Annotated in this window: 23 protein-coding genes and 3 tRNA genes; 3 read left to right on the top strand and 23 right to left on the bottom strand. The window is 62.7% G+C overall.

The genetic code is table 11. The features are described from left to right. Window positions 1-6: 6 nt before the first annotated feature. From nuoG to DXH78_RS18815, 11 genes are all read right to left on the bottom strand, one after another. Window positions 7-2,082 carry an NADH-quinone oxidoreductase subunit NuoG gene (gene nuoG / locus DXH78_RS18765; RefSeq protein ID WP_115518791.1) on the bottom strand — a complete coding sequence of 692 codons (2,076 nt, stop codon included), beginning with the start codon at window positions 2,080-2,082 and terminating at the stop codon, window positions 7-9. A 1-nt stretch (window position 2,083) separates the two neighbouring features. Next, complete coding sequence (locus tag DXH78_RS18770) at window positions 2,084-2,605, bottom strand: DUF3291 domain-containing protein (protein ID WP_115518792.1); 522 nt, start codon at window positions 2,603-2,605, stop codon at window positions 2,084-2,086. Next, complete coding sequence (locus DXH78_RS18775; RefSeq protein ID WP_115518793.1) at window positions 2,602-2,952, bottom strand: pentapeptide repeat-containing protein; 351 nt, start codon at window positions 2,950-2,952, stop codon at window positions 2,602-2,604. The genes DXH78_RS18770 and DXH78_RS18775 overlap by 4 nt, the downstream gene beginning before the upstream one ends. Window positions 2,953-2,956: 4 nt before the next feature. Further along, entirely contained in the window at window positions 2,957-4,258 is a 1,302-nt protein-coding gene (nuoF, locus tag DXH78_RS18780) for an NADH-quinone oxidoreductase subunit NuoF (protein ID WP_115518794.1), read from the bottom strand. Window positions 4,259-4,277: 19 nt separating this feature from the next. Beyond that, a complete protein-coding gene (gene nuoE, locus DXH78_RS18785; RefSeq protein WP_115518795.1) occupies window positions 4,278-5,036 on the bottom strand; it encodes an NADH-quinone oxidoreductase subunit NuoE in 759 nt (252 codons plus the stop codon). Beyond that, the gene (locus DXH78_RS18790) at window positions 5,033-6,223 is read right to left on the bottom strand and encodes an NADH-quinone oxidoreductase subunit D (protein WP_115518796.1); all 1,191 of its coding nucleotides are present in this window, start codon (window positions 6,221-6,223) and stop codon (window positions 5,033-5,035) included. The genes nuoE and DXH78_RS18790 overlap by 4 nt, the downstream gene beginning before the upstream one ends. Next, complete coding sequence (locus DXH78_RS18795; protein WP_115518797.1) at window positions 6,223-6,882, bottom strand: NADH-quinone oxidoreductase subunit C; 660 nt, start codon at window positions 6,880-6,882, stop codon at window positions 6,223-6,225. The genes DXH78_RS18790 and DXH78_RS18795 overlap by 1 nt, the downstream gene beginning before the upstream one ends. Before the next feature lie 9 nt (window positions 6,883-6,891). Continuing rightward, a complete protein-coding gene (locus tag DXH78_RS18800) occupies window positions 6,892-7,452 on the bottom strand; it encodes a NuoB/complex I 20 kDa subunit family protein (RefSeq protein ID WP_168192888.1) in 561 nt (186 codons plus the stop codon). A gap of 19 nt (window positions 7,453-7,471) precedes the next feature. Beyond that, complete coding sequence (locus DXH78_RS18805; protein ID WP_115518798.1) at window positions 7,472-7,837, bottom strand: NADH-quinone oxidoreductase subunit A; 366 nt, start codon at window positions 7,835-7,837, stop codon at window positions 7,472-7,474. A 281-nt stretch (window positions 7,838-8,118) separates the two neighbouring features. Then, window positions 8,119-8,835: a haloacid dehalogenase type II gene (locus tag DXH78_RS18810; protein ID WP_115518799.1), complete on the bottom strand. Its 717-nt coding sequence runs from the start codon at window positions 8,833-8,835 to the stop codon at window positions 8,119-8,121. Window positions 8,836-8,937: 102 nt separating this feature from the next. Further along, window positions 8,938-9,014 (bottom strand) — tRNA-Asp (locus DXH78_RS18815). A gap of 223 nt (window positions 9,015-9,237) precedes the next feature. Between DXH78_RS18815 and DXH78_RS18820 the strand changes: the two genes are divergently transcribed. Both DXH78_RS18820 and pepT read left to right on the top strand, forming a co-directional pair. Beyond that, window positions 9,238-9,537 (top strand): HU family DNA-binding protein, encoded by a 300-nt coding sequence (locus DXH78_RS18820; RefSeq protein WP_115518800.1) that lies wholly within the window; start codon window positions 9,238-9,240, stop codon window positions 9,535-9,537. Window positions 9,538-9,638: 101 nt separating this feature from the next. Next, entirely contained in the window at window positions 9,639-10,892 is a 1,254-nt protein-coding gene (gene pepT / locus DXH78_RS18825) for a peptidase T (RefSeq protein WP_115518801.1), read from the top strand. Here pepT and DXH78_RS18830 read toward each other — a convergent pair. From DXH78_RS18830 to DXH78_RS18885, 12 genes are all read right to left on the bottom strand, one after another. Continuing rightward, window positions 10,889-11,515: an SLOG cluster 4 domain-containing protein gene (locus tag DXH78_RS18830; RefSeq protein WP_115518802.1), complete on the bottom strand. Its 627-nt coding sequence runs from the start codon at window positions 11,513-11,515 to the stop codon at window positions 10,889-10,891. The two genes, pepT and DXH78_RS18830, sit on opposite strands and share 4 nt — an antisense overlap. After that, window positions 11,502-12,308 (bottom strand): ABC transporter permease, encoded by an 807-nt coding sequence (locus tag DXH78_RS18835; RefSeq protein ID WP_245416945.1) that lies wholly within the window; start codon window positions 12,306-12,308, stop codon window positions 11,502-11,504. Before DXH78_RS18835 ends, DXH78_RS18830 begins: the two co-directional genes overlap by 14 nt. 45 nt (window positions 12,309-12,353) lie before the next feature. Beyond that, complete coding sequence (locus DXH78_RS18840; protein WP_115518804.1) at window positions 12,354-13,430, bottom strand: ABC transporter substrate-binding protein; 1,077 nt, start codon at window positions 13,428-13,430, stop codon at window positions 12,354-12,356. A gap of 16 nt (window positions 13,431-13,446) precedes the next feature. Then, window positions 13,447-14,505, bottom strand: a complete 1,059-nt coding sequence (locus DXH78_RS18845) for an ABC transporter ATP-binding protein (protein ID WP_115518805.1) — start codon at window positions 14,503-14,505, stop codon at window positions 13,447-13,449. Further along, a complete protein-coding gene (locus DXH78_RS18850; RefSeq protein WP_115518806.1) occupies window positions 14,502-15,287 on the bottom strand; it encodes an ABC transporter permease in 786 nt (261 codons plus the stop codon). The genes DXH78_RS18845 and DXH78_RS18850 overlap by 4 nt, the downstream gene beginning before the upstream one ends. A 164-nt stretch (window positions 15,288-15,451) precedes the next feature. Further along, window positions 15,452-15,526, bottom strand: a tRNA-Val gene (locus DXH78_RS18855). Window positions 15,527-15,641: 115 nt separating this feature from the next. Next, window positions 15,642-18,068, bottom strand: a complete 2,427-nt coding sequence (lon, locus tag DXH78_RS18860) for an endopeptidase La (RefSeq protein WP_115518807.1) — start codon at window positions 18,066-18,068, stop codon at window positions 15,642-15,644. Between the two features lie 408 nt (window positions 18,069-18,476). Next, window positions 18,477-19,754 (bottom strand): ATP-dependent Clp protease ATP-binding subunit ClpX, encoded by a 1,278-nt coding sequence (gene clpX, locus DXH78_RS18865; RefSeq protein WP_115518808.1) that lies wholly within the window; start codon window positions 19,752-19,754, stop codon window positions 18,477-18,479. A 351-nt stretch (window positions 19,755-20,105) separates the two neighbouring features. Then, window positions 20,106-20,738 carry an ATP-dependent Clp endopeptidase proteolytic subunit ClpP gene (gene clpP, locus DXH78_RS18870; RefSeq protein WP_115518809.1) on the bottom strand — a complete coding sequence of 211 codons (633 nt, stop codon included), beginning with the start codon at window positions 20,736-20,738 and terminating at the stop codon, window positions 20,106-20,108. 257 nt (window positions 20,739-20,995) lie between these two features. Next, window positions 20,996-22,348: a trigger factor gene (gene tig / locus DXH78_RS18875; protein ID WP_115518810.1), complete on the bottom strand. Its 1,353-nt coding sequence runs from the start codon at window positions 22,346-22,348 to the stop codon at window positions 20,996-20,998. Window positions 22,349-22,463: 115 nt separating this feature from the next. Further along, a tRNA-Leu gene (locus DXH78_RS18880) sits at window positions 22,464-22,548 on the bottom strand. 167 nt (window positions 22,549-22,715) lie between these two features. Further along, on the bottom strand, window positions 22,716-24,230 hold the full coding sequence (locus DXH78_RS18885; RefSeq protein WP_115518932.1) for an NAD(P)H-hydrate dehydratase: 1,515 nt from the start codon (window positions 24,228-24,230) through the stop codon (window positions 22,716-22,718). 358 nt (window positions 24,231-24,588) lie between these two features. Between DXH78_RS18885 and DXH78_RS18890 the strand changes: the two genes are divergently transcribed. Next, a complete protein-coding gene (locus DXH78_RS18890) occupies window positions 24,589-24,927 on the top strand; it encodes a P-II family nitrogen regulator (RefSeq protein ID WP_115518811.1) in 339 nt (112 codons plus the stop codon). The last annotated feature ends 24 nt before the right edge of the window (window positions 24,928-24,951 follow it).

The raw sequence follows: 24,951 nt of genomic DNA on the forward strand, positions 1-24,951 counted from the left end.
GCTCCCCTATTCCGCCGCCGTCAGCGTCAGCTTTTGCGCCGCCGCCTTGGCAAGCGCCGAGCACTCGGCCATCACGGCTGATGCGCGCGCGATCGGATTGGTGAAATAGAAGTCCGAAACCGGCGACACCAACGCGGACTTCTCCACCGTGCCGCCGAGCGACGAGAGCTTTTCAACGTCGGCCGCGGCGCCCGGTGCGATCTGGTCGATACGGGCCAGATGCGGATGCGCGGCATACAGCGCCTGGCGCAACCCCGGCAGCGAGTCATAAGGCAGCTTGGCGCCGAGCGCTTCCGACAGCGCGCGCAGGATCGCCCAGTCCTCACGGGCATCGCCCGGCGGGAACGCGGCGCGGGTCGCCAGCTGCACGCGGCCTTCCGTGTTGACGTAGGTCGCCGACTTTTCGGTGTAGGCCGCGCCGGGCAGGATGACGTCGGCGCGGTGCGCGCCACGATCGCCGTGAGTGCCGACATAGACGACGAAGGCGCCGGCAGGGACATCGACTTCGTCCACGCCAAGCAGGAACAGGACGTCGAGCGCATTGGCCTTCAGCATCGCACCGGTGTCGAGGCCGCCCTCGCCCGGCACGAAGCCGATATCGAGCGCGCCGACGAGGCTTGCTTCGGTGTGCAGGATGTTGAAGCCGTTCCAGCCGTCCTTGATGACGCCGAGCGACTTGGCCGCCTTCGCCAGTTGCGCGAGGATCGCCGCGCCATCGGCGCGGTTCAGCGCGCCCTGGCCGACAATGAACATCGGTTTCTGCGCCTTGGCCGGCGCATGATCAACAAACTGAGCCAGGCTGTCCGGCCCGGCGCCGAGATAGTTGTAGGTATAGGTCAGGTCGGCCTGCTCGCCGACAAGGCCGACCAGCAGATTGCCCTGACGCCAGCGCTTGCGGATGCGCGCGTTCAGCACCGGCGCTTCCTTACGCGGGTTGGTGCCGATCAGCATGATCGCGTCGGCCTGCTCGATGCCGGCAATCGTCGAGTTGAAGATGTAGCTGCCGCGGCCGTGCTTGGGATGCAGCGGCGAACCCGGGTAACGCGCGTCAATATTCTTGACGCCGAGCGTCGTCATCATACCCTTGAGCGCAAACATGTCTTCGACCGCAGCCAATTGGCCGGCGAGCGCGCCGACACGCGACGGCGAGGCGCCGCGCATCTTGGCCGCGATGGTCGCGAAGGCTTCCTTCCAGGTCGCCGGACGCAGGCGACCGTTCTCGCGCACGTATGGCTGATCGAGGCGCTGCGTGCGCAGGCCATCGACGACATGGCGCGTCTTGTCGGAAATCCACTCTTCGTTGATGTCGTCATTGGTACGCGGCAGGATGCGCATCACTTCGCGGCCGCGCGCATCGACGCGGATGGCCGAGCCAAGCGCGTCCATGACGTCAACCGACGGCGTCTTCGACAATTCCCACGGCCGCGCGGCAAAGGCGTAAGGCTTCGAGGTCAGTGCGCCAACCGGGCACAGATCGACGACATTCGACTGCAGCTCGGAGGTCATCGCGGCTTCGAGATAAGTCGTGATCTCCATATCTTCGCCGCGGCCGATGGCGCCCAGTTCCGACACGCCCGCGACTTCCGCAGAGAAGCGGATGCAGCGCGTGCACTGGATGCAGCGGTTCATCGAGGTCTTGACCAGCGCGCCGATATACTTGTCTTCCACGGCGCGCTTATTCTCGTGATAGCGCGTGTGATCGACACCGTAGGCCATCGCCTGATCCTGCAGATCGCACTCGCCGCCCTGATCGCAGATCGGGCAATCGAGCGGATGGTTGATCAGCAGAAACTCCATCACGCCTTCGCGCGCCTTCTTCACCATCGGCGACTTGGTGAACATCTGCGGCGGCTCACCATTGGGGCCGGGACGCAGGTCGCGGACGTTCTGGGCGCAGGAGGCGACCGGCTTCGGCGGACCGCCCTTCACCTCGATGAGGCACATGCGGCAATTGCCGGCGATCGACAGCCGTTCGTGGAAGCAGAAACGCGGAATTTCCGCACCCGCCGCTTCGCACGCCTGGAGCAGCGTGTATTCCGGCGGGACGTCGATTTCCTGTCCGTCGATAACGACTTTGGTCATTTTAGTTCAGCCTTGCCGAATATCTTGCCGCGTGCTCGCTCGGGTACGTCGTCGCGCCAATGCGCGCCATTTTCCAGTGTTGCGCGGCCGGGAGATGATCCCAGCCGAAAGCATGGTCGCTCGGGCCATGCGCCTTGAGATAATCGAGCCGCTCGACGCCCTCGTTCAGAGTCGGGCGATGACCGGCAGCGATATGCCACATCACCAAAGTCGGCTCCGGCTGTTCGAACCATGTTGCGCGCTTGTCGAAAAAGCGCGCATGCACGGTCTTGAACACGAAGCGTTCCAGCGCCTCGGCGTCTTCCCACACCGACAGATTCGGCAGAACGGCCGCATCGTCATAGACGCGCATGTCCATCGCGTGCCCGCTCTCGTCCTGCAGCCGCCAAACAAAACCCGGCAATTTGTCCGCCAGCGCGTTCACCCGCGCAACATTGCCGACGAACTCCGCCATGCGCGGATCGTCGAGCGGATACTTGATCCGCGCGATGTTGAACTGGGCGAGGTGGCAGGCGCTGCTCATGCCGTCTTCACCTCAGCGGCCGGATGGTGTTCGTGCCAGCACGACAGCAATTCCGTCACCTCGATGCCATCAATGGTCATGCCAGCCATGCGGCTATTGGCGATCGAAGCGCCCACAAGATTCACATTGTCGATGCGCAGGCCGGACAGATTCACGTCAGATATGGTCCATCCGGACATGCAGGCATCTTCGAACCTGCAGCCGGCGAGATTGATGTTGTGAAAACGGCTGCCGGACATGTTGACGTTCTCGTAGGTCGCGCCGGACAAATTGACGTCGTCGAACAGCGAACCCGAGATGTCGCTTTTCGTAGCCGCGAGACGCAATTTCTGACCGTCGATCCTCATCGCCCTACTCCGCCGCGACCATGACAGGTTCAGAATGCGGATTGGCCGAATACTGGTCGATCCGCTCTTCGATCTCATGACGGAAATGCGCGATCAGGCCCTGGATTGGCCAAGCCGCGGCATCGCCGAGCGCGCAAATGGTGTGGCCTTCAATCTGCTTTGACACTTCGAGCAGCATGTCGATCTCGCGCTTCTGCGCGCGGCCTTCGGCCATGCGCGTCATCACGCGCCACATCCAGCCGGTGCCCTCGCGGCACGGCGTGCACTGGCCGCAGCTCTCGTGCTTGTAGAAATACGAGATGCGCGCAATCGCCTTGATGAGGTCGGTCGACTTATCCATCACGATCACAGCAGCGGTGCCGAGGCCCGAGCGCAGCTTCGACAACGAGTCGAATTCCATCGGCGTGTCGATGATCTGCGCGGCCGGCACCATGCGCACCGACGAGCCGCCGGGGATCACCGCCTTGAGATTGTCCCAGCCACCGCGAATGCCGCCGCAATGCTTCTCAATCAGTTCCCGAAACGGAATGCCCATCGCCTCTTCGACGTTGCAGGGCTTGTTCACGTGACCGGAAATGCAGAACAGCTTGGTGCCGACATTGTTCGGGTTGCCGATCGAGGAGAACCACGCCGCGCCGCGGCGCAGGATATCCGGCGCAACCGCGATCGACTCCACGTTATTCACCGTGGTCGGGCAGCCGTAGAGGCCGACATTGGCCGGGAACGGCGGCTTAAGACGCGGCTGGCCCTTCTTGCCTTCGAGGCTTTCGAGCAGCGCGGTTTCTTCACCGCAGATGTAAGCGCCGGCGCCGTGGGCGACGTAGAGGTCGAAGTCCCAGCCGTGAATGTTGTTCTTGCCGATCAGCTTGGCCTCGTAGGCCTGATCGATCGCAGCCTGCAGATGCTCGCGCTCGCGGATGAACTCGCCGCGCACATAGATGTAGCCGGCATGGGCGCCCATGGCGAAGCCGGCGATCAGGCAGCCTTCGACCAGCAGATGCGGATCGTGCCGCATGATCTCGCGGTCCTTGCACGTGCCGGGCTCGGACTCGTCGGCATTGACGACGAGATAGTGCGGACGCTCGCCGATCTCCTTTGGCATGAAAGACCACTTCAGCCCGGTCGGGAAGCCGGCGCCGCCGCGTCCGCGCAGTCCGGACGCCTTCATCTCATTGATGATGCCGTCGCGGCCCTTCTCGATGATCGCCTTGGTGCCGTCCCAAGAGCCACGCGCGCGCGCGCCCTTCAGGCCCCAATCATGAAAGCCGTAAAGATTCTTGAAGATGCGATCCTTGTCAGCGAGCATGTGCTTTCTCTGGCGATCTTCAGTTCGGTTTCGGCTTCTTGTCGGCGCTCGCTTTCGACAACGGCGCCTTGGGCTCAGGCGACTCGCGATTGCTCGCGGCCACACTTGGCTTCTTGGCATCGTTGTCGGTCAGCGCCGCGCCGCTGTTCTGCGGTTTGGAGGCGTAGATCGCCGCATCGGTCAGCGTGGTCGGACCACCTTCCGGCGCCGAGAACTGACGGCCGTTCTGCGGACCCGGCTTCGGCGGCTTGCCGGCGGCAAAACCGTCGATGATCTTCTCAAGGCTCTCCGGTGTGAGATCCTCGTAGGTGTCTTTCCAGATCAGCGCCATCGGCGCGTTCACGCAGGCGCCGAGGCACTCGACCTCTTCCCACGAGAAATTACCGTCCGCCGACACTTCAAATGGTTCATGTGCAATGCGGTTCTTGCAGACATGAAACAGATCGTCGGCGCCGCGCAGACGGCACGGCGTCGTGCCGCACACCTGGATATGCGCCTTCTTGCCGACCGGCTGCAGGAGGAACATCGTGTAGAACGTCGCCACTTCCATGGCGCGGATGTGCTCCATGCCGAGCATATCGGCGATGTATCGGATCGCAGCCTCGGGCAGCCAGCCGTGATGCTGCTCCTGCGCGCGCCACATCAACTGGATGACGGCCGAGGCCTGACGGCCTTCCGGGAAGCGCGCGATGATCGTCTTCGCCCAGGCAAGGTTCTCCGCCGTAAAGGCGAATTCCTTGGGCTGAACGGCTGCGGGCGCGGTGCGGCGGACGCTCATCGATCAACTTCCCCGAACACAATATCGATGGAGCCGAGAATGGCGGACACGTCGGCCAGCAGGTGGCCCTTGCACAGCCAGTCCATCGACTGCAGGTGGGCAAAGCCCGGCGCACGGATCTTGCACTTGTACGGCTTGTTGGTGCCATCGGCGACCAGATAGACGCCGAACTCACCCTTGGGTGCCTCGACCGCAGCGTAGACTTCGCCCGCGGGCACGTGGAAGCCTTCGGTATAAAGTTTGAAGTGATGGATCAGCGCTTCCATCGACTTCTTCATCTCGCCGCGCTTGGGCGGCACGATCTTCTGGTCGACGGCCGAAACCGGGCCCTGCCCTTCGGCGGTGCGCAGCTTGTCGCAACACTGCTTCATGATCTTGGCCGACTGGCGCATCTCTTCCATGCGGATGAGATAGCGGTCGTAGCAGTCGCCATTCTTGCCAACCGGAATATCGAAGTCGAGTTCGCTGTAGCACTCGTAAGGCTGCGACTTGCGCAAGTCCCAGGCCGCGCCCGAACCGCGCACCATCACGCCCGAATAGCCCCAATTCCAGGCGTCCTCGAGCTTAACAATCGCAATATCGACATTGCGCTGCTTGAAGATGCGATTTCCGGTGAGCAGCGTATCGAGGTCGTCGACCACCTTCAGGAACGGATCGCACCAGTTATAAATGTCGTCGACAAGCTGACGCGGCAGGTCCTGATGCACGCCGCCGACGCGGAAATACGCCGCGTGCATGCGCGAGCCGGAGGCGCGTTCGTAGAACACCATCAGCTTCTCGCGCTCTTCAAAACCCCATAGCGGCGGGGTCAGCGCGCCGACGTCCATCGCCTGCGTGGTGACGTTGAGGAGATGCGACAGGATGCGGCCGATTTCCGAATAGAGTACGCGGATCAATTGGGCGCGCTTGGGCACCTGCAGTCCGAGCAGTTTCTCCACCGCGAGGCAGAAAGCATGCTCCTGATTCATCGGCGCGACATAATCGAGCCGGTCGAAATACGGGATCGCCTGCAGATAGGTCTTGGCTTCGATCAGCTTCTCGGTGCCGCGATGCAAGAGACCGATATGCGGATCGACGCGGTCGACGACTTCGCCGTCAAGCTCCAGCACCAGACGCAGCACGCCGTGCGCAGCCGGATGCTGCGGTCCGAAATTGATCGTGAAATTGCGAACGGAGGTTTCGGCCATTACGGCGTCGCCTTCTTTTCAGGCTCACCAGTGAGCTTGTTGCCCTGGCCCGGCTCTTTCGCCTTTTCGTCGCCCGGCAGCACATAGTCGGTGCCCTCCCACGGCGAGAGAAAATCGAACGACCGGAATTCCTGATTGAGCTTCACTTTGTCGTAGACGACGCGCTTTTGCTCGTCGTCGTATCGCACCTCGACAAAACCCGTCATCGGGAAGTCCTTGCGCAGCGGATGACCCTCGAAACCGTAATCGGTGAGGATGCGACGCATGTCGGGATGACCGGTGAACAGCACGCCGTACAGGTCGTAGGTCTCGCGCTCGAACCAATCCGCGCCGCGGAACACCTCGATCAGCGACGGAACCGGCGTCGCCTCGTCCGTTGTCACCTTGACGCGGATGCGCTGATTCAGGCGCGGCGACAGAAAGTGGTAGACGACGTCGAAGCGCTTGTCGCGGCCCGGGTAATCGACGGCCGTCACGTCGATGATGCAGACGAACTGGCAGGACGGGTCATCGCGCAGATATGTCGCCACCTTGACGATGTCGGCGGCATTGGCGGTGACGTTGAGTTCGCCGAAGGCGATCTCATGGCCGGTGACGGCGCCGGGAAGCGCGGCCCTGATCGAAGCACCGAGATTATCGAGCGTGGTGAGAGTATCCATGGCCCGCCCTTACCGCTCGATCGTACCGACGCGGCGAATCTTCTTCTGCAGCATCAGTACGCCATAGAGCAGCGCCTCCGCCGTCGGGGGGCAGCCCGGCACGTAGATATCGACCGGCACGATGCGGTCGCAGCCGCGCACGACGCTGTACGAGTAATGATAGTAACCGCCGCCGTTGGCGCAGGAGCCCATCGAAATGACGTAGCGCGGCTCCGGCATCTGGTCGTAGACCTTGCGCAGGGCGGGCGCCATCTTGTTGGTCAGCGTGCCGGCGACGATCATCACGTCGGACTGCCGCGGCGACGCGCGCGGCGCAAAGCCGAAGCGCTCGACATCGTAGCGCGGCATCGACACCTGCATCATCTCGACGGCGCAGCAGGCCAGGCCGAACGTCATCCACATCAAGGAGCCGGTGCGAGCCCAGGTGACGAGATCGTCAGCGGCGGTGACAATGAAACCCTTGTCGGACAGTTCGTTGTTGATGCCTGCGAAAAAGGGATCGTCCGAACCCACCGGCTTGCCGGTGTTCGGATCGAGAATGCCGCGAGGTTGCGGAGCGACCATTGTCATTGTGGTGCCTTCAGCGCGCTCAATCCCATTCGAGCGCGCCCTTCTTCCATTCGTAAATGAAGCCGATGGTGAGAACGCCAAGGAACAGCATCATCGACCAGAAGCCGAACACGCCGACCTCCTTGAAAGCCACCGCCCACGGAAACAGGAACGATACTTCGAGATCGAAAATGATGAAGAGGATTGCGACGAGATAGAATCGCACGTCGAATTTCATGCGCGCGTCATCGAAGGCGTTGAAGCCGCATTCGTAGGCGGACAGCTTTTCCGGGTCGGGCTGCTGGAAGGCGACGATGAAGGGGGCGACCAGAAGCGCCAGCCCGATCACGAGCGACACGCCGATGAAGATCACGAGGGGCAGATAATCCTGCAGCAAACCGCTCATTGGCGACCCCTATCGTCTCTCGCCCCTGCCCCGTCGAGGCGGCCTGTTTCGTTCCTCGAGTCGCCGCATCGGGCGCCCGGGTTCCCGAGCAAAACCTACAAAAAGCCAAGGCTTTGTTTGGAAACATTGCAAGGACGAAGCGGCTGAGGCTTAGCGCAGCGCACAACGCCTTGGCAAGCCAACTTTACCCCTCGAATGCCTGCAAAAACGGGCGCGCGCAATGCAAGTTGTGGATCGCGGTAGACCTATGCCGAGACGGCCAGTGGCACCACGGATCTGCGCTAGACGCCCAGCTTGCCCGCCAGGTCGGCAAGATCGCTGCCCGCGACATCGACCGGAACGCTCGGCGACGCCTCGCCCTTGCCCGGCCCATTCTCGTTCGGCCGCGCGATGTGACCGGTGCGCAAGCCGCAGGCCGCCGCGGCGGCCAGATCGCTCGAATGCGCCGCCACCATCATGCACTGCCGGGGCTCGAGATCGAAAGCAGCACAGGCGGCCAAATAGACCTGACGCTTTGGCTTGTAGTCGCCGGCGATTTCGGCACCGAGAATGGCGTCCCACGGCAGGCCGTTGCGCCGGGCTAGGTCGACCATCAGTGAGATATTGCCATTGGACACCGGCGCGATGCGGAATTGCGTCTTCAGACGCGTCAACGCCCCGGGAACTTCGGTCCAAGCGTCGAGCCGGTGCCAGACCAGTGTCAGGTCGTCGAGCACTTCGTCGGACAGGTTCTCCAGGCCAAAACGCGGCGCCATACGCACCAGGTTGGCCCTGTGCAGAACGTCGAGCTTGCTGAATGGCAGCCGGCCGGACCGAACCTCCTCCATGCCAGGCTGATATTCACCCCGCCAGGCGTCGGCAAAGGCGAGCCAATCGAGGTCGAAACCCAGCGCGCCCAGAATCTTCTCGGATTCGCGGGCGACCGAGGTCCGCCAGTCGACCAGAGTTCCGAAAACGTCAAAAAACAGGGCTTTGACACCGAGGACGGGAGCCTGCATCCGCTGTTTCTCCAGTCGAGGGGCGCCACCGACGCCGACCCGCAATAGCCTCGGAATCCCTCTCGGGAAACCGGGCTAAGCAATTCTCGATATTGAGAAAAGTGGCGGGAGCGACGGGACTCGAACCCGCGGCCTCTGCCGTGACAGGGCAGCGCTCTAACCAACTGAGCTACGCCCCCGCGGGCGTTGCGGTGAGTTATAGGGGGGGCACCGCCAAGTCAAGGACAAGTGTCGGACAAGACAGGGACAACGCGCGGCACTTAGGCCCCATCCCGATGCCTCAGCTTGCGAAAAAGCCCTATTTACCGGAAGAATCATGGTCAGACTGGCATCGAATCGTCTATGCGGGCACTGTGGTTTGGCGCTCCGCCAGACCTTGAGGATCAACAGGAGGGTCCCCTGATGGCTACGGCAACGAAGGCTCCGGCAACGGTTACCCTGAAGCATCTCGCTGCGGCGCTCGCCGACTCGCACGAGATGTCGAAGAAGCAGGCCGAAGCCGTCCTGGGTGATTTTGTCGGCAACATCGTCAAGCATCTGAAGAAGGGCGAGCGTATCCGCATTGGCGGTCTCGGCATCCTTCAGGTGCGCAAGCGTGCGGCCCGGATCGGTCGCAACCCGGCGACCGGCGAGCAGATCCAGATCAAGGCGTCGAAGAAAGTCGCCTTCCGCGCCGCCAAGGAGCTCAAGGAAGCGGTCTGACGCTTCTTGCGCTGGACTCTCCGGCATCATCAACGGCAGGCTCGCGGCGTTAAGCCCGGCCTGCCGTTTTGTTTTTGAGTATCTGCACTTTCGGTACCCGCATGTCCGTGACCCCCGCCTTCGACTACACCGTGCTTGAGCGCTTCCTGCGCTACGTCGTCATCGATACGCAGTCCGATCCGCAATCGTCGTCCACGCCGTCCACCGAGAAACAGAAGAACCTCGGCCGCCTGCTGGTGACGGAATTGTGCGATATCGGTCTCAGCGACGCCGAGATGGACGATAACGGCTATGTCTATGCGACGCTGCCGGCCAACACCGACAAAGCCGTGCCGGTGATCTGCTTCTGCTCGCATATGGACACCTCGCCGGACTTCTCCGGCGCCCATGTGAAGCCGCAGATCGTGCGCAACTACCAGGGCGGCGACATCGTCCTCCCCGGCGACAAAAGCCGCATCATCCGCGCGGCCGACCATCCGGCGCTCGCCGCCCAAGCCGGCAACGACATCGTTACCTCCGACGGCACCACCCTGCTCGGTGCCGACGACAAGGCCGGCCTGGCCGAAATCGTCGATGCCATGCGTTTCCTTAAGGCCCATCCGGAGATCCGGCACGGCGCCATCAAGGTGCTGTTCACGCCGGACGAGGAAATCGGCCGCGGCGTCGACAAGGCCGATCTCAAGCGCCTCAGCGCTGATTTCGCCTACACCATAGACGGCTCGACCGCGGGCACGATCGAGGATGAAACCTTCTCCGCCGACGCCGCGACCATCACCATTGCCGGCCTCGCCGCCCATCCCGGCTTTGCCAAGGGCCGCATGGAAAACGCCATCAAGATCGCGGCGCGCCTCGTCGATGCCCTGCCGAAGGAAACGTGCACGCCGGAGACCACCGAAGGCCGCGAAGGCTTCCTGCATCCGGTGTCGGTCACGTCCGAGCTCGGCGAAGCCAAACTGCAATACATCATCCGCGATTTCACCGAGGCCGGCCTGCGTGACAAGGCGGCGCTGCTGGAGCGCACGGTGAAAGACGTGATGTGCGACTTCCCCCGCTCGACCTACCGCTTCGAGGTCAAGGAGCAGTATCGCAACATGAAGGTCGTGCTCGACCGGCATCCGCAAATCGTCGAGCACGCCATGGAAGCGGTGCGCCGCGCCGGACTCAAGCCGGAGAAGGACAGTATCCGCGGCGGCACAGACGGCTCGCGGCTGTCATTCATGGGCCTGCCCTGCCCCAACATCTTCGCCGGCGGGCACGCTTTTCACTCGCCACTGGAATGGGTCAGCGTTCAGGATATGCAAGCTGCAATGCGTACCATCGTGCATCTGGCGGCAATCTGGGAAGAGCGGGCTTAACCGAGCCCCAACGCCACCTTGCAGACGCCGTCGATGGCGGCGTCGACATTCTCGCAACCGCGCACGCCATTGACGATCGCAGCCCCCAGCAAACCGAACACCGGCCGGCCGAACTGCAGGCCCAGCGCGACTTCGGAGAGCGTGCCGTAGCTATCGCCGATGACGACGAGGCCGAAGCCGGACCGCGCAACAATCGCATTACGCGCTTCGCCAATGCCGGTAGCGATCGGCACAGTGACATAGGCATTGGCAGCCGCCGCTTCGGCGTCGGGCAACAGACCGATGCTGATGCCGTTCTCCGCCGCGACGCCGCGGCACACCGCTTCCATGACGCCCTGACGGCCGCCGCAGACCACTGTGAAGCCGATCCGCGCCATCGCCGCGCCAACCTGTTCGGCGGCGGCGAGCTGCGCGTCGCTCGCCTCGCGCGGGCCGATAACCGCGACCGGCTGCCGCAAGGGATGGCCTGAGCGCCGCTGCAGCCATGTCGCGGCGGCGACCAGTGACAGCGCCTCGCCCGACGATTTGGGCAACGACGACGACCACGTCCGCGTCGCCGGATCGAAGGTCCGTCTCTGGCCCGCGTCGATCAGATAGCCGCCCGCCTCATCAACGAACAACATCTTGCCTCTCATGCCGCGCCGCCGCGATTTCCCCGACAGCAATAATGCAGGAGCATATCGCCATCAGGATCAGCGACAACGCCGCCGCGGCCGGAAAGTCGGAGCCGCTTTCGGAAATCATACTGTAGAGCTGCAGCGGCAGGATATTGACCTGGGTGCCGACCAACGCCAGCGCCGTACCATAGGCGCCGACCGCGACCGCGGCGATCAGGCAAAACGCCGACACCGCGGTTGGCATAATCTGCGGCACCAGAATCTGCCAGATGACCTGAGCGCGCGTGGCGCCGAGCGACTCCGCGGCGGCGAACTGCGCCCGGTCGAAATTGACCAGCACCGGCAGCATCAGCATGACAACGCGCGGGATCAGATAATACGACGCGGCAAAGGCCAGCCCCTGCGGCGAAAACAGAAGTCGCGAGAAGGCGACCGGATCGACGCCCGCATAGGACAGGATTTGCGTAATGAACCCGGCACGGCCATAGGACAAAATGAAGCCATAAGCGACGATCAGGCCGGAGAAGGTCAGCGGCAGCGCGATGAAGAACATCATCAGCGTGCGCGCCCGTTCCGACAGGCGCGACAGATGCAGCGCCACCACGAAGCCGACCACAAGAGAGAACACCGAGGCCGTCGCGCCGAGGATCAGCGAGCCACGCAGGCCGCCCCAGAACAGTTCGTTACGCAGCACGCGCAGGAACGCCGCGCCGCCGCCGGTAAAACCGTCGGCGGACACGACAATTAGCGGGATCAGAAAGAAGAGTACAAACACGGCTGCGCCGGGCAGCGCTAGCATGAGCTGATAACCCCGGCGCATCCGTGTGATCCTTCTCGTTCGCTTCTAGTTCACCGCGGCCTTGGCCCAGCCGGTGTCGATTTCCTGCTTCTTAGCCGCGGCCTTCTGCACGTCGAGCGGATGCACCTGCGGCGCCGGCGGCAGCTTGTCGGCAACGCTCGCCGGCAGCTTCACGCCCGGCACAGACGGACGCACGAAGCCTTCGGCGAAGATGCCCTGCCCGAAGTCCGTCATGATGAAGTTGAGCCAGAGCTTGCCGGCATTCGGGTTCGGCCCGTTCTTGACGAGGCTGATGCCATAGGGCGCGGCGACCGACCCGTCCTTCGGCACCACAACTTCGACCTGATCGCCGAGACCGTCGGTATACTTGGCCTTCATGCCGTCGTTCTCATACGAAATCCAAACCGGGATCTCGCCCTTGACGAACTGCGCATATGGCGTCGTGCCGACAACGCGCAGCACCGAGCCCGCCTTGTGCAGCTTGCCGAGATAGTCGATGCCCGGCGCGACATTATCGACGCTGCCGCCATTGGCGTAGGCTGCACCGAAGGTCAGTACCTGGCCCACGCCGGTCGAACGCGGATCGAGATAGACCACGGTGTTTTTATATTCCGGCTTGAGCAGATCGGCCCAGCTCTGCGGCACGTTCTTGACGAGCTTCTTATTGACGACGAAAGCGATCGTCAGCTGGTGGATGGTGAACCACTTGCCGCTCGGCTCGCGGAACACATCGGGCAGCTTGTCGAAGTTGACTGGCTTGAACGGCGCCACCACATCCTTGGCCACCGCATCGACCGCCGAAGCGGCGAAGTAGTACGCGGTGTCGGCTTGCGGGCGATTGCGCGCCTTGTCGAGCGCGATCACGGTCGCGGCCGAACCGAGATCGTTATAGGCCATCTCAACTGCGGGATAGCGCTTCTTGAAGGCAGCAAATTGCGCCGCCCAGTTGGCCCAGGTCGGGCCGGTGTCGAATGAGACGACCATGCCTTCCTTGGCCGCCGCCTCGTACAGTGCCTTCTCGCCGGGATAGAGCTCGACCGAGTCCATCACGGTCTGGGCCTGCGCCAGAACCGGCGCCAGCGTCAGCGCGGCGATCGTCAGCGTTCTCTTGAGTGCTCTCATCGATGCCTCCAGTGGTTTACGGCCTCTTGCCGTCATGATCCGCCAGCAGCTGAACGGCTTCTGGCAAAATGTGAATGGACCTGATCTCGGCCATGTTGCCGGTCTCGCCGAGCAGCTTCGTGCCGCCGACCTCGAAATCAAACCGGCGGAAGCTGCCAAGAAAGCGATCGCGCGTGACTTTGCCGGTAAGCGTGTTGACGCCGTCGGCTGCCGAACCGATGGCCAGCTTTTCCGGTCGCACCAGGACGACGATGGGCTCGCCGGCGGCAAACCCGTGCGGCGCGGTCTTCAGAATGCCCAGTGGCGTCTCGACGCTCGTTCCATCGACGACGCGCCCGCGCCACAGATTGGCGTGACCGATGAAGGATGCGACCGCCCGATTGGCCGGCTGCGCGTAAAGCGCCTTGGGTGCATCGACCTGGACGAGACGGCCGTCGCGCATCACGGCGACGCGGTCGGCCATCGACAGCGCCTCTTCCTGGTCGTGGGTGATATGCATGGTTGCGATATGATGGGCGCGCTGCAGCCGGCGGATTTCGTCACGCATTTCGACACGCAGCGCCGCATCGAGCGCCGACAACGGCTCGTCGAGCAGCAATGCCTGCGGATCGAACACCAGCGCGCGCGCCAGCGCCACGCGCTGCTGCTGCCCGCCCGACAGCTGCGCCGGCAGCTTGTCGATATGATCTTTCAGGCCGACACGCCCCAGAATATCCAGCGCATTGGCCCGCCGCTCCGCGACCGGCCGACCGCGCAGTTTCAGCGGATAGGCGACATTCTCAAGAACCGTCATGTGCGGAAACAACGAGTAGGACTGGAAGACAATGCCGATATTGCGCTCGCGCGGCGGAATGCCCGCAGCGTCTTTGCCGGCAATGATGACGCGGCCGCGTGACGGCTGGACGAAGCCAGCGATAATCTTCAACAAGGTCGACTTGCCGCAGCCGCTGGGTCCGATCACTGCCAGCAGTTCACCGGCCCGAATGCCCAGACTGACGTCGTGAACGCCGATATCGGTGCCCGGATAGGTGAAGGTGACGTTTTCGAGGAGAATGGTGTGATCGGAGGCACTCATGCGCCGGCTCCATAAGCGCCTTGCGCGCCGCGTGCGGTGAGCGCGCCGCCGACTGAGGCGAGCAACGCCAGAGACAGCAGCACTACGGTTGCGGCGCAGGCAAAGCCTGTCGCGCCATAGAAGGCCTGCAACAACACCACCGGATAAGGCCGCGTCAGAAAACCGGCCACAAGATTGGACAACTGGAATTCGCCGATCGATAGAGCTGCGACTGTAATCAGCCCCGAAGCCAGGCTGTGCCGCAAGCTTGGCAGCACGATATCGATGAAGCGCCGCGTTGCGCCGGCGCCGAGCGACTCGGCCGCCAGTTCGATCTCGGCCAGCTTAAGATGGCGCATGTCGCCGATCAGCGTCTGCAGCAGATATGGCAGGGTCAGCACCAGATGGCCGCCGACCAGAACCCACAGGCTGCCGAGAAACGGCAGCGTGTCGCTGGAGAAGACGAGCACGAAGCCGAAGGCCAGCACGAGCGGCGGCACGGCGATCGGCAGCAGATAGATGATGCGCGCGGCGGCACGTGCCTTGCGCGAGGCGGCGCGGTAAATGGCGTAAGCGAGCGGCACGCCGACCGCCGCGCCAATCACGCAGGTCAGCGCGCAAACCTTGAGACTGGTCCAAAAGGCGCGCTGGAAGCTGCCGTCATTGGCGACCTGCTGGTACCACTCCGTCGTGAAGCCGGACGGCAGCAGCGTGTTGAACCAGACATGCCCGACGGAGCCTACCAGGAGCAACGCGATCGGCGTGAACAGGTAGACGAGATAAAGGTAGGTCGCGAGCGCCATTGCTGCTGTCGATCTCGCACGGACAGACAGCGCCCGCGAAAGCTCGCCCCGGCTTATGAGGGGTCAATATAGCAAAGAAACGCTGGAGCGACTCTGCCGTACAGGCATTGACCTAGCGCAAGCATATGACAGTTCCGCGAAACTCTGCTGCGCTGCGAAGGGGATGGTGGGCAGTGAGAGGATCGAACTCCCGACCGTCCCGGTGTAAACGGGATGCTCTACCGCTGAGCTAACTGCCCAATCCGCGCGCCTTATCGTCCAAGGACGGCCGCTGCGCAAGCCGCCCTTTTCCATCGCCGCCCGACAAAAAACGGCGCCCGAAGGCGCCGTTTTCTCAGTCGTTGGGCCAGCCACCTAGTGCGCGGTCAGGCCCGAACCTTCTTCGTCGGCCTTGCTGTCGGTCGCCGCAATCTTGGCGGCCGCCTCATCCCATTCGATGGGCTCGGGCTTGCGAACCAGAGCCTTGGCCAGCACCTCGTCCATCCGGGAAACCGGAAGGATCTCGAGGTGCTTCTTGATGGTCTCGGAGATTTCCACCAGATCCTTGGCGTTCTCCTCCGGAATCAGCACCGTCTTGATGCCGCCGCGTGCAGCGGCAAGCAACTTCTCCTTCAGGCCACCGATGGGCAGCACCCTGCCGCGCAGCGTGATCTCACCGGTCATGGCGACATCCTTGCGGACCGGGATGCCGGTCATCACCGAAACGATCGAGGTCACCATCGCGACGCCTGCCGACGGACCATCCTTCGGCGTCGCGCCTTCCGGCACGTGCACGTGGATGTCCCTGCGGTCGAACAACGGCGGTTCGATGCCAAAGGCGACAGCGCGCGAGCGGACATAAGACGCCGCCGCGGAGATCGACTCCTTCATCACGTCCCGCAGGTTGCCGGTGACGGTCATGCGGCCCTTGCCGGGCATGGACGTACCTTCGATGGTGAGCAGCTCGCCGCCCACATCGGTCCAGGCCAGACCCGTAACCACGCCGACCAGATCGTCCGCCTCGACTTCACCGAAGCGATACTTCGGCACGCCGAGATAGTCCGACAGGTTCTTCGCGGTGACGGCGATCGACTTCTTCTTCGAGGTCATGATCTCCTTGACCGCCTTGCGCACGAGCGTCGACAGCTCGCGCTCGAGGCTGCGCACGCCCGCTTCGCGGGTGTAGCGCCGGATCATCAGCATCAGACCTTCGTCGTCGATCGTCCATTCCGCGGGCGTCAGACCGTGCTTGGCCACCGCGTGCGGGATCAGATGCTTGCGCGCGATCTCGACCTTCTCATCCTCCGTGTAACCGGCGATGCGAATGATCTCCATGCGGTCCATCAACGGGCCGGGGATATTCAGCGTGTTGGCCGTGGTGATGAACATCACGCTCGACAAGTCGTAATCCACCTCGAGATAGTGATCGGCGAATGTCGAGTTCTGTTCCGGATCGAGCACCTCAAGCAGAGCCGACGACGGATCGCCGCGGAAATCGGCGCCCATCTTGTCGATCTCGTCGAGCAGGAACAGCGGATTCGACGTCTTCGCCTTCCTCATCGACTGGATGATCTTGCCGGGCATCGAACCGATATAGGTTCGCCGGTGACCGCGGATCTCGGCCTCGTCACGCACGCCGCCGAGCGACACGCGCACGAACTCACGGCCGGTCGCCTTGGCGATCGACTTGCCGAGCGAGGTCTTGCCGACACCCGGAGGGCCGACAAGGCACAGGATCGGGCCGGTGAGCTTGTTGGCGCGCTGCTGCACGGCGAGATACTCGACGATGCGCTCCTTGACCTTCTCAAGGCCGTAGTGATCGGCATCAAGAATGGTCTCGGCGGCAGTCAGATCCTTCTTGACCTTGCTCTTCTTGCCCCACGGGATCGAGAGCAGCCAGTCGAGATAGTTGCGCACGACGGTGGCTTCGGCCGACATCGGAGACATCTGCCGCAGCTTCTTGAGTTCGTGCGTGGCCTTCTCGCGGGCTTCCTTGGAGAGCTTGGTCTTCTTGATCTTGTCTTCCAGTTCGGCCAGCTCGTCGCGACCTTCCTCGTCGCCGAGCTCCTTCTGGATCGCCTTCATCTGTTCGTTGAGGTAGTACTCGCGTTGCGTCTTCTCCATCTGCCGCTTGACGCGGGTGCGGATGCGCTTTTCCACCTGCAGGACCGAGATTTCGCTCTCCATCAGGCCGAGCACCTTTTCAAGGCGTGCGGTGACGGACGGCGTCTCGAGGATATCCTGCTTGTCCGGAATCTTGACGGCGAGATGCGAAGCCACCGTGTCGGCGAGCTTGGCGTAATCCTCGATCTGCTGGATCACGCCGACGACTTCCGGCGACACCTTCTTGTTGAGCTTCACATAGTTTTCGAATTCGGTGACGACCGAGCGCGCCATCGCCTCCGCCTCAACGCGCTCGCCGATATCGTCGGCAATCGCGGTGGCGTCGGCCTCGTAGTAGTCGGCACGATCAGTGTACTTGGAAACCTTGGCGCGCGTCGCACCCTCGACCAGCACCTTCACAGTGCCGTCGGGCAGCTTGAGCAGTTGCAGCACGCTTGCCAGCGTTCCGACTTCGAAAATCGAGTCGGTTGCCGGATCGTCGTCGGACGCGTTCTTCTGCGTCGCGAGCAGAATGAAGGTGTCGGAGCGCATCACCTCTTCCAGCGCCTTGATCGACTTTTCACGGCCGACAAAGAGCGGAACGATCATGTGCGGAAACACCACGATGTCGCGCAACGGCAGCACCGGATAGGAGCGGCTTTCGCCAGGCTGCAGCGTGGGTCGTGGCTTGTTGGTCATTGTCTTCCAGTCCTTTTTGTTGTGCCCCTGACCCAAGGACCCGCCTTTGGCGGCATCGCAAGATCAGTGCCGGTCAGGATGAGGACGCCGGGTGCGCGTATCCTGTTTCGCGGTCGGCCCCAGGGAGGCATTTTCGGGGACGGCACCCAAGTCGCAGGCAAGTCGCAGATCGAAAAACGACGAATATTGGTACGCCGGTTCTCGGACAGCACTATACGTAGGATGACGGCCACCCCTCCGCAAGTAACGCCTAAAACTCAAGTTAAGACGAGACTACGCGGATCAGGACACCACAAACAGGGCCGATTCGGCGGCGAAATCGCCGCCGCGGAACCGGTTATCCAGCCGTACCAGCACACGCGTTACGGCATACGGCCCGACACTGGGCCGCGGGGGCGACGCATGGTGTCAGGCGCTGGCAGAGCCCTGGTCAGCCGTGCGGTCGGAGCGGTCGGCGTAGATGTAGAGCGGCCGGGCGGTTCCTTCGACGACCTCCTTGGAGATCACAACCTCTTCGACGCCTTCGAGCGAAGGCAGGTCGAACATGGTGTCGAGCAGAATACCTTCCATGATCGAGCGCAGGCCGCGCGCGCCGGTCTTGCGCTCGATCGCCTTGCGGGCGATGGCGCCAAGTGCTTCTTCCGCGAGCGTCAGATCGATCTGCTCCATCTCGAACAGCCGCTGGTACTGCTTGACCAGCGCGTTCTTCGGCTCGATCAGGATCTTCTTGAGCGAGGCCTCGTCGAGGTCTTCAAGCGTCGCGACGACCGGCAGACGGCCGACGAACTCGGGAATGAGACCGTACTTGAGCAGATCTTCCGGTTCGACCTCGCGGAAGATCTCGCCCTGACGGCGGTCTTCGGGCGCCGACACCTTGGCGCCGAAACCAATCGAGGTCGACTTGCCGCGGCTGGAGATGATCTTGTCCAGGCCCGAGAAGGCGCCGCCGCAAATGAACAAGATGTTGGTCGTATCGACCTGGAGGAATTCCTGCTGCGGATGCTTGCGGCCGCCCTGCGGCGGCACGGAGGCAACCGTGCCTTCCATGATCTTCAGGAGCGCCTGCTGCACGCCCTCACCCGACACGTCGCGCGTGATCGAGGGGTTGTCGGACTTGCGGCTGATCTTGTCGATTTCGTCGATATAGACGATGCCGCGCTGCGCGCGTTCGACGTTGTAGTCGGCCGCCTGCAGCAGCTTGAGAATAATGTTCTCGACGTCCTCGCCGACATAGCCGGCTTCGGTGAGCGTCGTGGCATCCGCCATCGTGAAGGGCACGTCGAGGATGCGCGCCAGCGTCTGCGCCAGCAGCGTCTTGCCCGAACCGGTCGGACCGATCAGCAGGATGTTCGACTTCGCGAGTTCGACATCCTGGTGCTTGGTCTGGTGGTTGAGGCGCTTGTAGTGATTGTGCACGGCGACCGAGAGCACGCGCTTGGCGTGGAACTGGCCGATCACGTAGTCGTCGAGGACCTTGCAGATTTCCTTCGGCGTCGGGATGCCGTCACGCGACTTCACGAGCGAGGACTTGTTCTCCTCACGGATGATGTCCATGCAGAGTTCGACGCATTCATCGCAGATGAACACGGTCGGTCCGGCGATCAGCTTCCTGACTTCGTGCTGGCTCTTGCCGCAGAACGAGCAATACAGGGTGTTCTTTGAATCGGTGCCGCCGACTTTGCTCATTCCGTTCTCCGTATCACTCTTCCGTATACTCGACCAAAAGCAGCCCGATCGATGTATCGTTCACTGGCGTCGCCCCGCCAAGGCAAGTTGTCCCTACCGCCACCGAAGCAAATTCTGCGCCGGAAATTAAGGCGCACGGCCCGGCCATCTCGCGGCAGTCAAGTCTCACTACACTCCCATACCCTAAGCGAAGCATGCTACGGGCAGGATGATCAAGAATGTATTAACGATAATATCGGCCGTTTTTAGCAACAAAGTAGGCCGAAATTACCGCTCTTGCCGTCCACCAGCGGCCGATGCGCGCATCTTGTCGCGGGGGAACTTTTGCCACCCGAAACGGTCCCGCCCGCTTTAGGCCGGCTTCACGGCCATATCCTGCGGCCGCTTGTTGATCACGCTGTCCACGATGCCAAAGTCGCGCGCGGCTTCCGCCGTGAGGAAGTAATCGCGCTCCAGCGCGTCCTCGATCTTCTTCAGCGACTGGCCGGTGTGGTGGACATAAATCTCGTTGAGCCGCTTCTTCAGGTTCAAAATCTCCTGCGCGTGCAGCATGATATCGGTCGCCTGGCCCTGGAAGCCGCCGGACGGCTGATGCACCATGATGCGGGCGTTCGGCAGCGCAAAGCGCATGTCCTTCTCGCCGGCAGCCAGCAGCAGCGAGCCCATCGAGGCCGCCTGGCCGATACACAGGGTCGAAACCGCCGGACGGATGAACTGCATGGTGTCGTAGATCGCCATGCCTGACGTCACCACCCCGCCCGGCGAGTTGATGTACATCGAGATTTCTTTCTTCGGGTTCTCGGCTTCGAGGAACAGAAGCTGGGCGACGATCAACGTCGACATACCGTCCTCGATCGGCCCGGTGATGAAGATGATGCGTTCCTTCAGGAGCCGGGAGAAGATGTCGTAGGCCCGTTCGCCGCGGTTGGTCTGTTCGACCACCATCGGCACCAGGTTCATATAGGTCTCTACCGGATCTTTCATAACGGCTCCAAAAGGCACATCGGCACGAATCACACGGGCTAGCTTAGCGAGTCACCGTGTTTCGACGATCTATTTTCGGTTGCCCCAAAGCGCAAGGGACGCCCGGAGGATGGTGACAGGTCTCTTAAGAAGCGACGCAAACTGGATTAGGCCGTGCCCGTCCAAAGACACGAGCGCCCGGCGAGGCGATTCCCCACCGGGCGACGTATGTACCAGAAGGCGATTAAGCAATCGTGGAGAGGCGGCGGCAGAATTCGTTAAGCCGCCTCATCCTCTTCCTTCATGAGATCCTCGCGCGAGACCTTCTTTTCGGTCACGTCGGCAAGCTCCAGAAGGAAGTCGACCACCTTCTCCTCGTAGATCGGCGCACGCAGTGAGGCGAGCGCTTCGGGATTCTGGCGGTAGTAGTCCCACACCCGCTGTTCCTGACCGGCGAACTGTCGAGCGCGCTCGGCAACCGCGCGCGACAACTCCTCGTCGCCGACGGTGATCTTGTTCTTGTCGCCGATCTCGGCCAGCACAAGGCCGAGACGCACGCGGCGCTCCGCGATGCCGCGATATTCTTCCTTCGCCTTTTCCTCGGTCGTGTTCTCGTCCTCGAAGGTCTTGTTCTCGGCCTTGAGCTCTTCCGTTACCGAGGACCAGACGCGGTTGAATTCCTCTTCGGCGAGCGTCGGCGGCAATTCGAACTTGTGCATCTTGTCGAGCGCATCGAGCAGCGCGCGCTTCACCTTCTGGCGCGACATGCGCTGGTAGTCTCGGCCGATCTGCTCCTTCACCGCGTCGCGCAGTTTGGCGAGCGATTCCAGGCCGAGCTGCTTGGCGAAATCGTCGTCGAGCGTGACTGTGCCGGGGGCTTCGATCTTCTTGGCCGTCACGGCAAACTCCGCGGCCTTGCCGGCGAGTTCGGCATTGGCGTAGGCGGCCGGGAACGTCGCCTTCACGGTGCGGTTCTCGCCGGCAGCAATACCGACAAGCTGCTCTTCAAAGCCGGGAATAAACGTGCCGGAGCCGATATCCACGGCAATGTCCTGGCCGGTGCCGCCCTGGAACGCCACACCGTCAATGGTGCCGACGAAGTCGATGGTAACGCGGTCGCCACTCGCGGCTTTCGCGCCTTCGGCCTTCGCCTCGAATGGAGTATTCTGCTTGGCGATGCGATCGAGCGCCTCGTCGATTTCCGCCTCCGCCACTTCCGCCACCGGCTTCTCGAGCTTGATGGTCTTGAAGTCACCGAGCTTGATCTCGGGCACGATCTCGATGCCGACCGTGTAGTTGAGATCGGCGCCACCCGTGATCAGCTTCTCGACCTCGGCCTCTTCGGTCGGCAGCGTCACCTTCGGATCGGCGGCGAGCTTGAAATTGTTGTCGGTGACGATCTTCTGGTTCACGTCCCGCACCGAAGCTTCAATGACCTCGGCCATCGCCGAGCGGCCATACATCTTCTTGATGTGAGAGACCGGCACCTTGCCCGGACGGAAGCCGTTGAGCTTCACCTTGTCCTTGAGTTCGGCGATGCGGGCATCGACCTTGCTTGCAAGTTCGGCAATCGGAATGCTGACCGCGTATTCGCGCTTCAGGCCGTCGGAAAGTGTCTCAGTAACCTGCATGATCTCTCTTGCTTCTCGTTACGCGCGCCACCGTCCGGATGGACCGTTTCGCACCGTGGTGTCCGGAATGCGGGACCGTCCCCGCGTTACGTACGCAAACCCATAAACCTTTGTCTGGTGCGGGCGGAGGGACTCGAACCCCCACGACTTTCGCCACTGGAACCTAAATCCAGCGCGTCTACCAATTCCGCCACGCCCGCAAAGGGCCTCAAAATCTTGTCCGCCCGCGACGCGCGGACATAACCTCTCGTCCCGGCAAGGGCAAGGGAATTGGGCAAGCGCGACCGGCCCCTGGCGGCGCTGCCTTTGCAACATTTCGGCCGGAAATCGGGGCGCCAGCCTCAAAATGAAACCGGACGACGCCCTCTCACGGGGGCGGCGGCGCCACCTGCGCGAACAACGTCCGGTACACGCCTGGCAGCGCCTCCGGCAGGTCCTCGGCAATCAGTCCAGGACCAAAGGCCGCGGCCGCCTCACCATGCAGCCAGGCGGCCGCGCTGGCCGCCTCGAAACCGGTCATGCCAAATTCCTGACCTTGCGCCAGCAGGCCCGCGATCATGCCCGCAAGCACGTCCCCGGATCCTGCGGTGGCCAGATAAGGGGGTGCATTGTCGGAAACTGAAGCCCGGCCATCCGGCGCAGCCACGACGGTATCCGGCCCTTTGAACAGGACGACCGCACCGCTCGCCGCAGCTGCCATGCGAGCAGCCTCAAGTTTCGATTTAACTTTCAAGTCCTTATATAATAATTTGAATAATCTACTGAATTCACCCTCGTGCGGTGTCAGGACGACCGCGGCGCTCCGCGCGCGTATGGCAGCGAACAGCGGTTCGGGCTCTCCGGCGAAACTGGTCAGGGCGTCGGCATCGAGCACCACAGCCGCCTCTGACCCGAGTGCCGTCAGCACCTGATCGCGCATGGCCGCTCCCACGCCGCCACCGGGCCCCAGCACCACAGCATTGCGTCGATGGTCAGTGAGGAATTCGGCCAGTTCCAACGCCCCATCCACCGGCCGGACCATCACGGCCAAACTGCCGGCGGCGTTGATAGCCAGCGCCTCGCGCGGTGAGGCCATGGTGACGAGCCCCGCCCCCGCCCGCAGCGCCCCTCGCGCTGCCAGCCGCGCCGCGCCCGTTGTCGAAAGTCCGCCGGACACCACCACGACATGCCCGCGGCTGTATTTGTGGCCTTCAATGCGCGGCAGCGGGAAATGCAGTCCCCACAGCGCCGGCCCGTTCGCAAAGGTCTTCGGCTGCACGGAAGCGAGAACGCTGGCCGGAATACCGATATCGACCACGGCGACCGGACCGCAATGCAGCCGCCCGGGCAGCAACAGGTGTCCGGGCTTCCGGCGAAAGAACGTCACCGTCCGTGTCGCCTTCACCGCGGCGCCCATCACGGCGCCGGTCGCGCCGTTAATGCCGCTCGGCAGGTCAACGGCAACCACCGGCACGCCGCGCGCGTTGATGGCCTCGATCATTGCCCGCGGCAGCCCCTCGACCGGACGATCGAGCCCGGCGCCGAAAAGCGCGTCGACGATGACATCGCAAGCCGCGAGCGCCTCCGGTGCCGCCGCCTCGACCGGACCACGCCAGCGATCGAATGCGGCGCGCGCATCGCCCTTGAGACGGCTGGCCTCCCCGACCAGGATGACCTTCACGCTGTACCCGCGTTCGGCGAGCAGACGCGCGGCGACGAAGCCATCGCCACCATTGTTGCCGGGACCGGCAACAACCGTGACGCGCTGCCCGGGTGCCAGCGCCACCGTCGCCTCGGCGACAGCCGCACCGGCATTCTCCATCAGCGTCAACCCAGGCGTGCCGGCCGCAATCGTGAGGCGGTCGGCTTCGCTCATCTCCACGGGCGCAAGAAGTTCGTTCATGTCTTCGACACTATCCGCCATGAATATGACCGACAAATCGGCGGCGATGCATCGCGGCCCTTCTTAGCAAGCTGCTGTACCGCAACGACCTTTCCATCTATGGTCATTTTGTAGTCACGATGCTTAATTGTGAGGCAGTAAAACTTAGGCAAACAGCACCCGAAGCCCGATGTGAAGCGGCAAACCCTTGCTGTAGAATGGCAATCGGTTGCCGTCCGATTTGGCACAGGACCTGCAAACAACAGCGCGGCCAGACGTCAGCGCGGCAAGTTCAATTGGCCGGCCGGCCGGATGAAGGCTTCGGATCGAAAAGCTCCGGACGATCAAGACCCGGAGTTCATTGGAAGAGAGACAGCGGATGAAGAAAATCGAGGCCATCATCAAGCCCTTCAAGCTCGACGAAGTGAAAGAGGCTCTGCAGGAAGTCGGTTTGCAAGGCATTACGGTCACGGAAGCCAAGGGTTTCGGCCGTCAAAAGGGCCATACCGAGCTGTACCGCGGCGCCGAATATGTGGTCGATTTCCTGCCGAAGGTGAAAATCGAGATCGTCCTTGGTGACGACATGGTGGACAAGGCGGTGGACGCGATCCGCCGAGCCGCCCAAACCGGCCGCATCGGCGACGGCAAGATTTTCGTCTCCAATATCGAGGAAGCCATCCGCATCAGAACCGGTGAATCCGGTATCGACGCGATCTAATCCTCTATTGACGCCATCTGACGC

The organism is Undibacter mobilis (assembly GCF_003367195.1).
GTDB lineage: Bacteria > Pseudomonadota > Alphaproteobacteria > Rhizobiales > Xanthobacteraceae > Pseudolabrys > Pseudolabrys mobilis.

What these genes read in the sequence shown, in the direction of transcription:
- nuoG (WP_115518791.1), bottom strand. Translation starts at nt 2,082, where the DNA reads ATGACCAAAGTCGTTATCGACGGACAGGAAATCGACGTCCCGCCGGAA.
- DXH78_RS18770 (WP_115518792.1), bottom strand. Translation starts at nt 2,605, where the DNA reads ATGAGCAGCGCCTGCCACCTCGCCCAGTTCAACATCGCGCGGATCAAG.
- DXH78_RS18775 (WP_115518793.1), bottom strand. Translation starts at nt 2,952, where the DNA reads ATGAGGATCGACGGTCAGAAATTGCGTCTCGCGGCTACGAAAAGCGAC.
- nuoF (WP_115518794.1), bottom strand. Translation starts at nt 4,258, where the DNA reads ATGCTCGCTGACAAGGATCGCATCTTCAAGAATCTTTACGGCTTTCAT.
- nuoE (WP_115518795.1), bottom strand. Translation starts at nt 5,036, where the DNA reads ATGAGCGTCCGCCGCACCGCGCCCGCAGCCGTTCAGCCCAAGGAATTC.
- DXH78_RS18790 (WP_115518796.1), bottom strand. Translation starts at nt 6,223, where the DNA reads ATGGCCGAAACCTCCGTTCGCAATTTCACGATCAATTTCGGACCGCAG.
- DXH78_RS18795 (WP_115518797.1), bottom strand. Translation starts at nt 6,882, where the DNA reads ATGGATACTCTCACCACGCTCGATAATCTCGGTGCTTCGATCAGGGCC.
- DXH78_RS18800 (WP_168192888.1), bottom strand. Translation starts at nt 7,452, where the DNA reads ATGACAATGGTCGCTCCGCAACCTCGCGGCATTCTCGATCCGAACACC.
- DXH78_RS18805 (WP_115518798.1), bottom strand. Translation starts at nt 7,837, where the DNA reads ATGAGCGGTTTGCTGCAGGATTATCTGCCCCTCGTGATCTTCATCGGC.
- DXH78_RS18810 (WP_115518799.1), bottom strand. Translation starts at nt 8,835, where the DNA reads ATGCAGGCTCCCGTCCTCGGTGTCAAAGCCCTGTTTTTTGACGTTTTC.
- DXH78_RS18820 (WP_115518800.1), top strand. Translation starts at nt 9,238, where the DNA reads ATGGCTACGGCAACGAAGGCTCCGGCAACGGTTACCCTGAAGCATCTC.
- pepT (WP_115518801.1), top strand. Translation starts at nt 9,639, where the DNA reads ATGTCCGTGACCCCCGCCTTCGACTACACCGTGCTTGAGCGCTTCCTG.
- DXH78_RS18830 (WP_115518802.1), bottom strand. Translation starts at nt 11,515, where the DNA reads ATGTTGTTCGTTGATGAGGCGGGCGGCTATCTGATCGACGCGGGCCAG.
- DXH78_RS18835 (WP_245416945.1), bottom strand. Translation starts at nt 12,308, where the DNA reads ATGCTAGCGCTGCCCGGCGCAGCCGTGTTTGTACTCTTCTTTCTGATC.
- DXH78_RS18840 (WP_115518804.1), bottom strand. Translation starts at nt 13,430, where the DNA reads ATGAGAGCACTCAAGAGAACGCTGACGATCGCCGCGCTGACGCTGGCG.
- DXH78_RS18845 (WP_115518805.1), bottom strand. Translation starts at nt 14,505, where the DNA reads ATGAGTGCCTCCGATCACACCATTCTCCTCGAAAACGTCACCTTCACC.
- DXH78_RS18850 (WP_115518806.1), bottom strand. Translation starts at nt 15,287, where the DNA reads ATGGCGCTCGCGACCTACCTTTATCTCGTCTACCTGTTCACGCCGATC.
- lon (WP_115518807.1), bottom strand. Translation starts at nt 18,068, where the DNA reads ATGACCAACAAGCCACGACCCACGCTGCAGCCTGGCGAAAGCCGCTCC.
- clpX (WP_115518808.1), bottom strand. Translation starts at nt 19,754, where the DNA reads ATGAGCAAAGTCGGCGGCACCGATTCAAAGAACACCCTGTATTGCTCG.
- clpP (WP_115518809.1), bottom strand. Translation starts at nt 20,738, where the DNA reads ATGAAAGATCCGGTAGAGACCTATATGAACCTGGTGCCGATGGTGGTC.
- tig (WP_115518810.1), bottom strand. Translation starts at nt 22,348, where the DNA reads ATGCAGGTTACTGAGACACTTTCCGACGGCCTGAAGCGCGAATACGCG.
- DXH78_RS18885 (WP_115518932.1), bottom strand. Translation starts at nt 24,230, where the DNA reads ATGAACGAACTTCTTGCGCCCGTGGAGATGAGCGAAGCCGACCGCCTC.
- DXH78_RS18890 (WP_115518811.1), top strand. Translation starts at nt 24,589, where the DNA reads ATGAAGAAAATCGAGGCCATCATCAAGCCCTTCAAGCTCGACGAAGTG.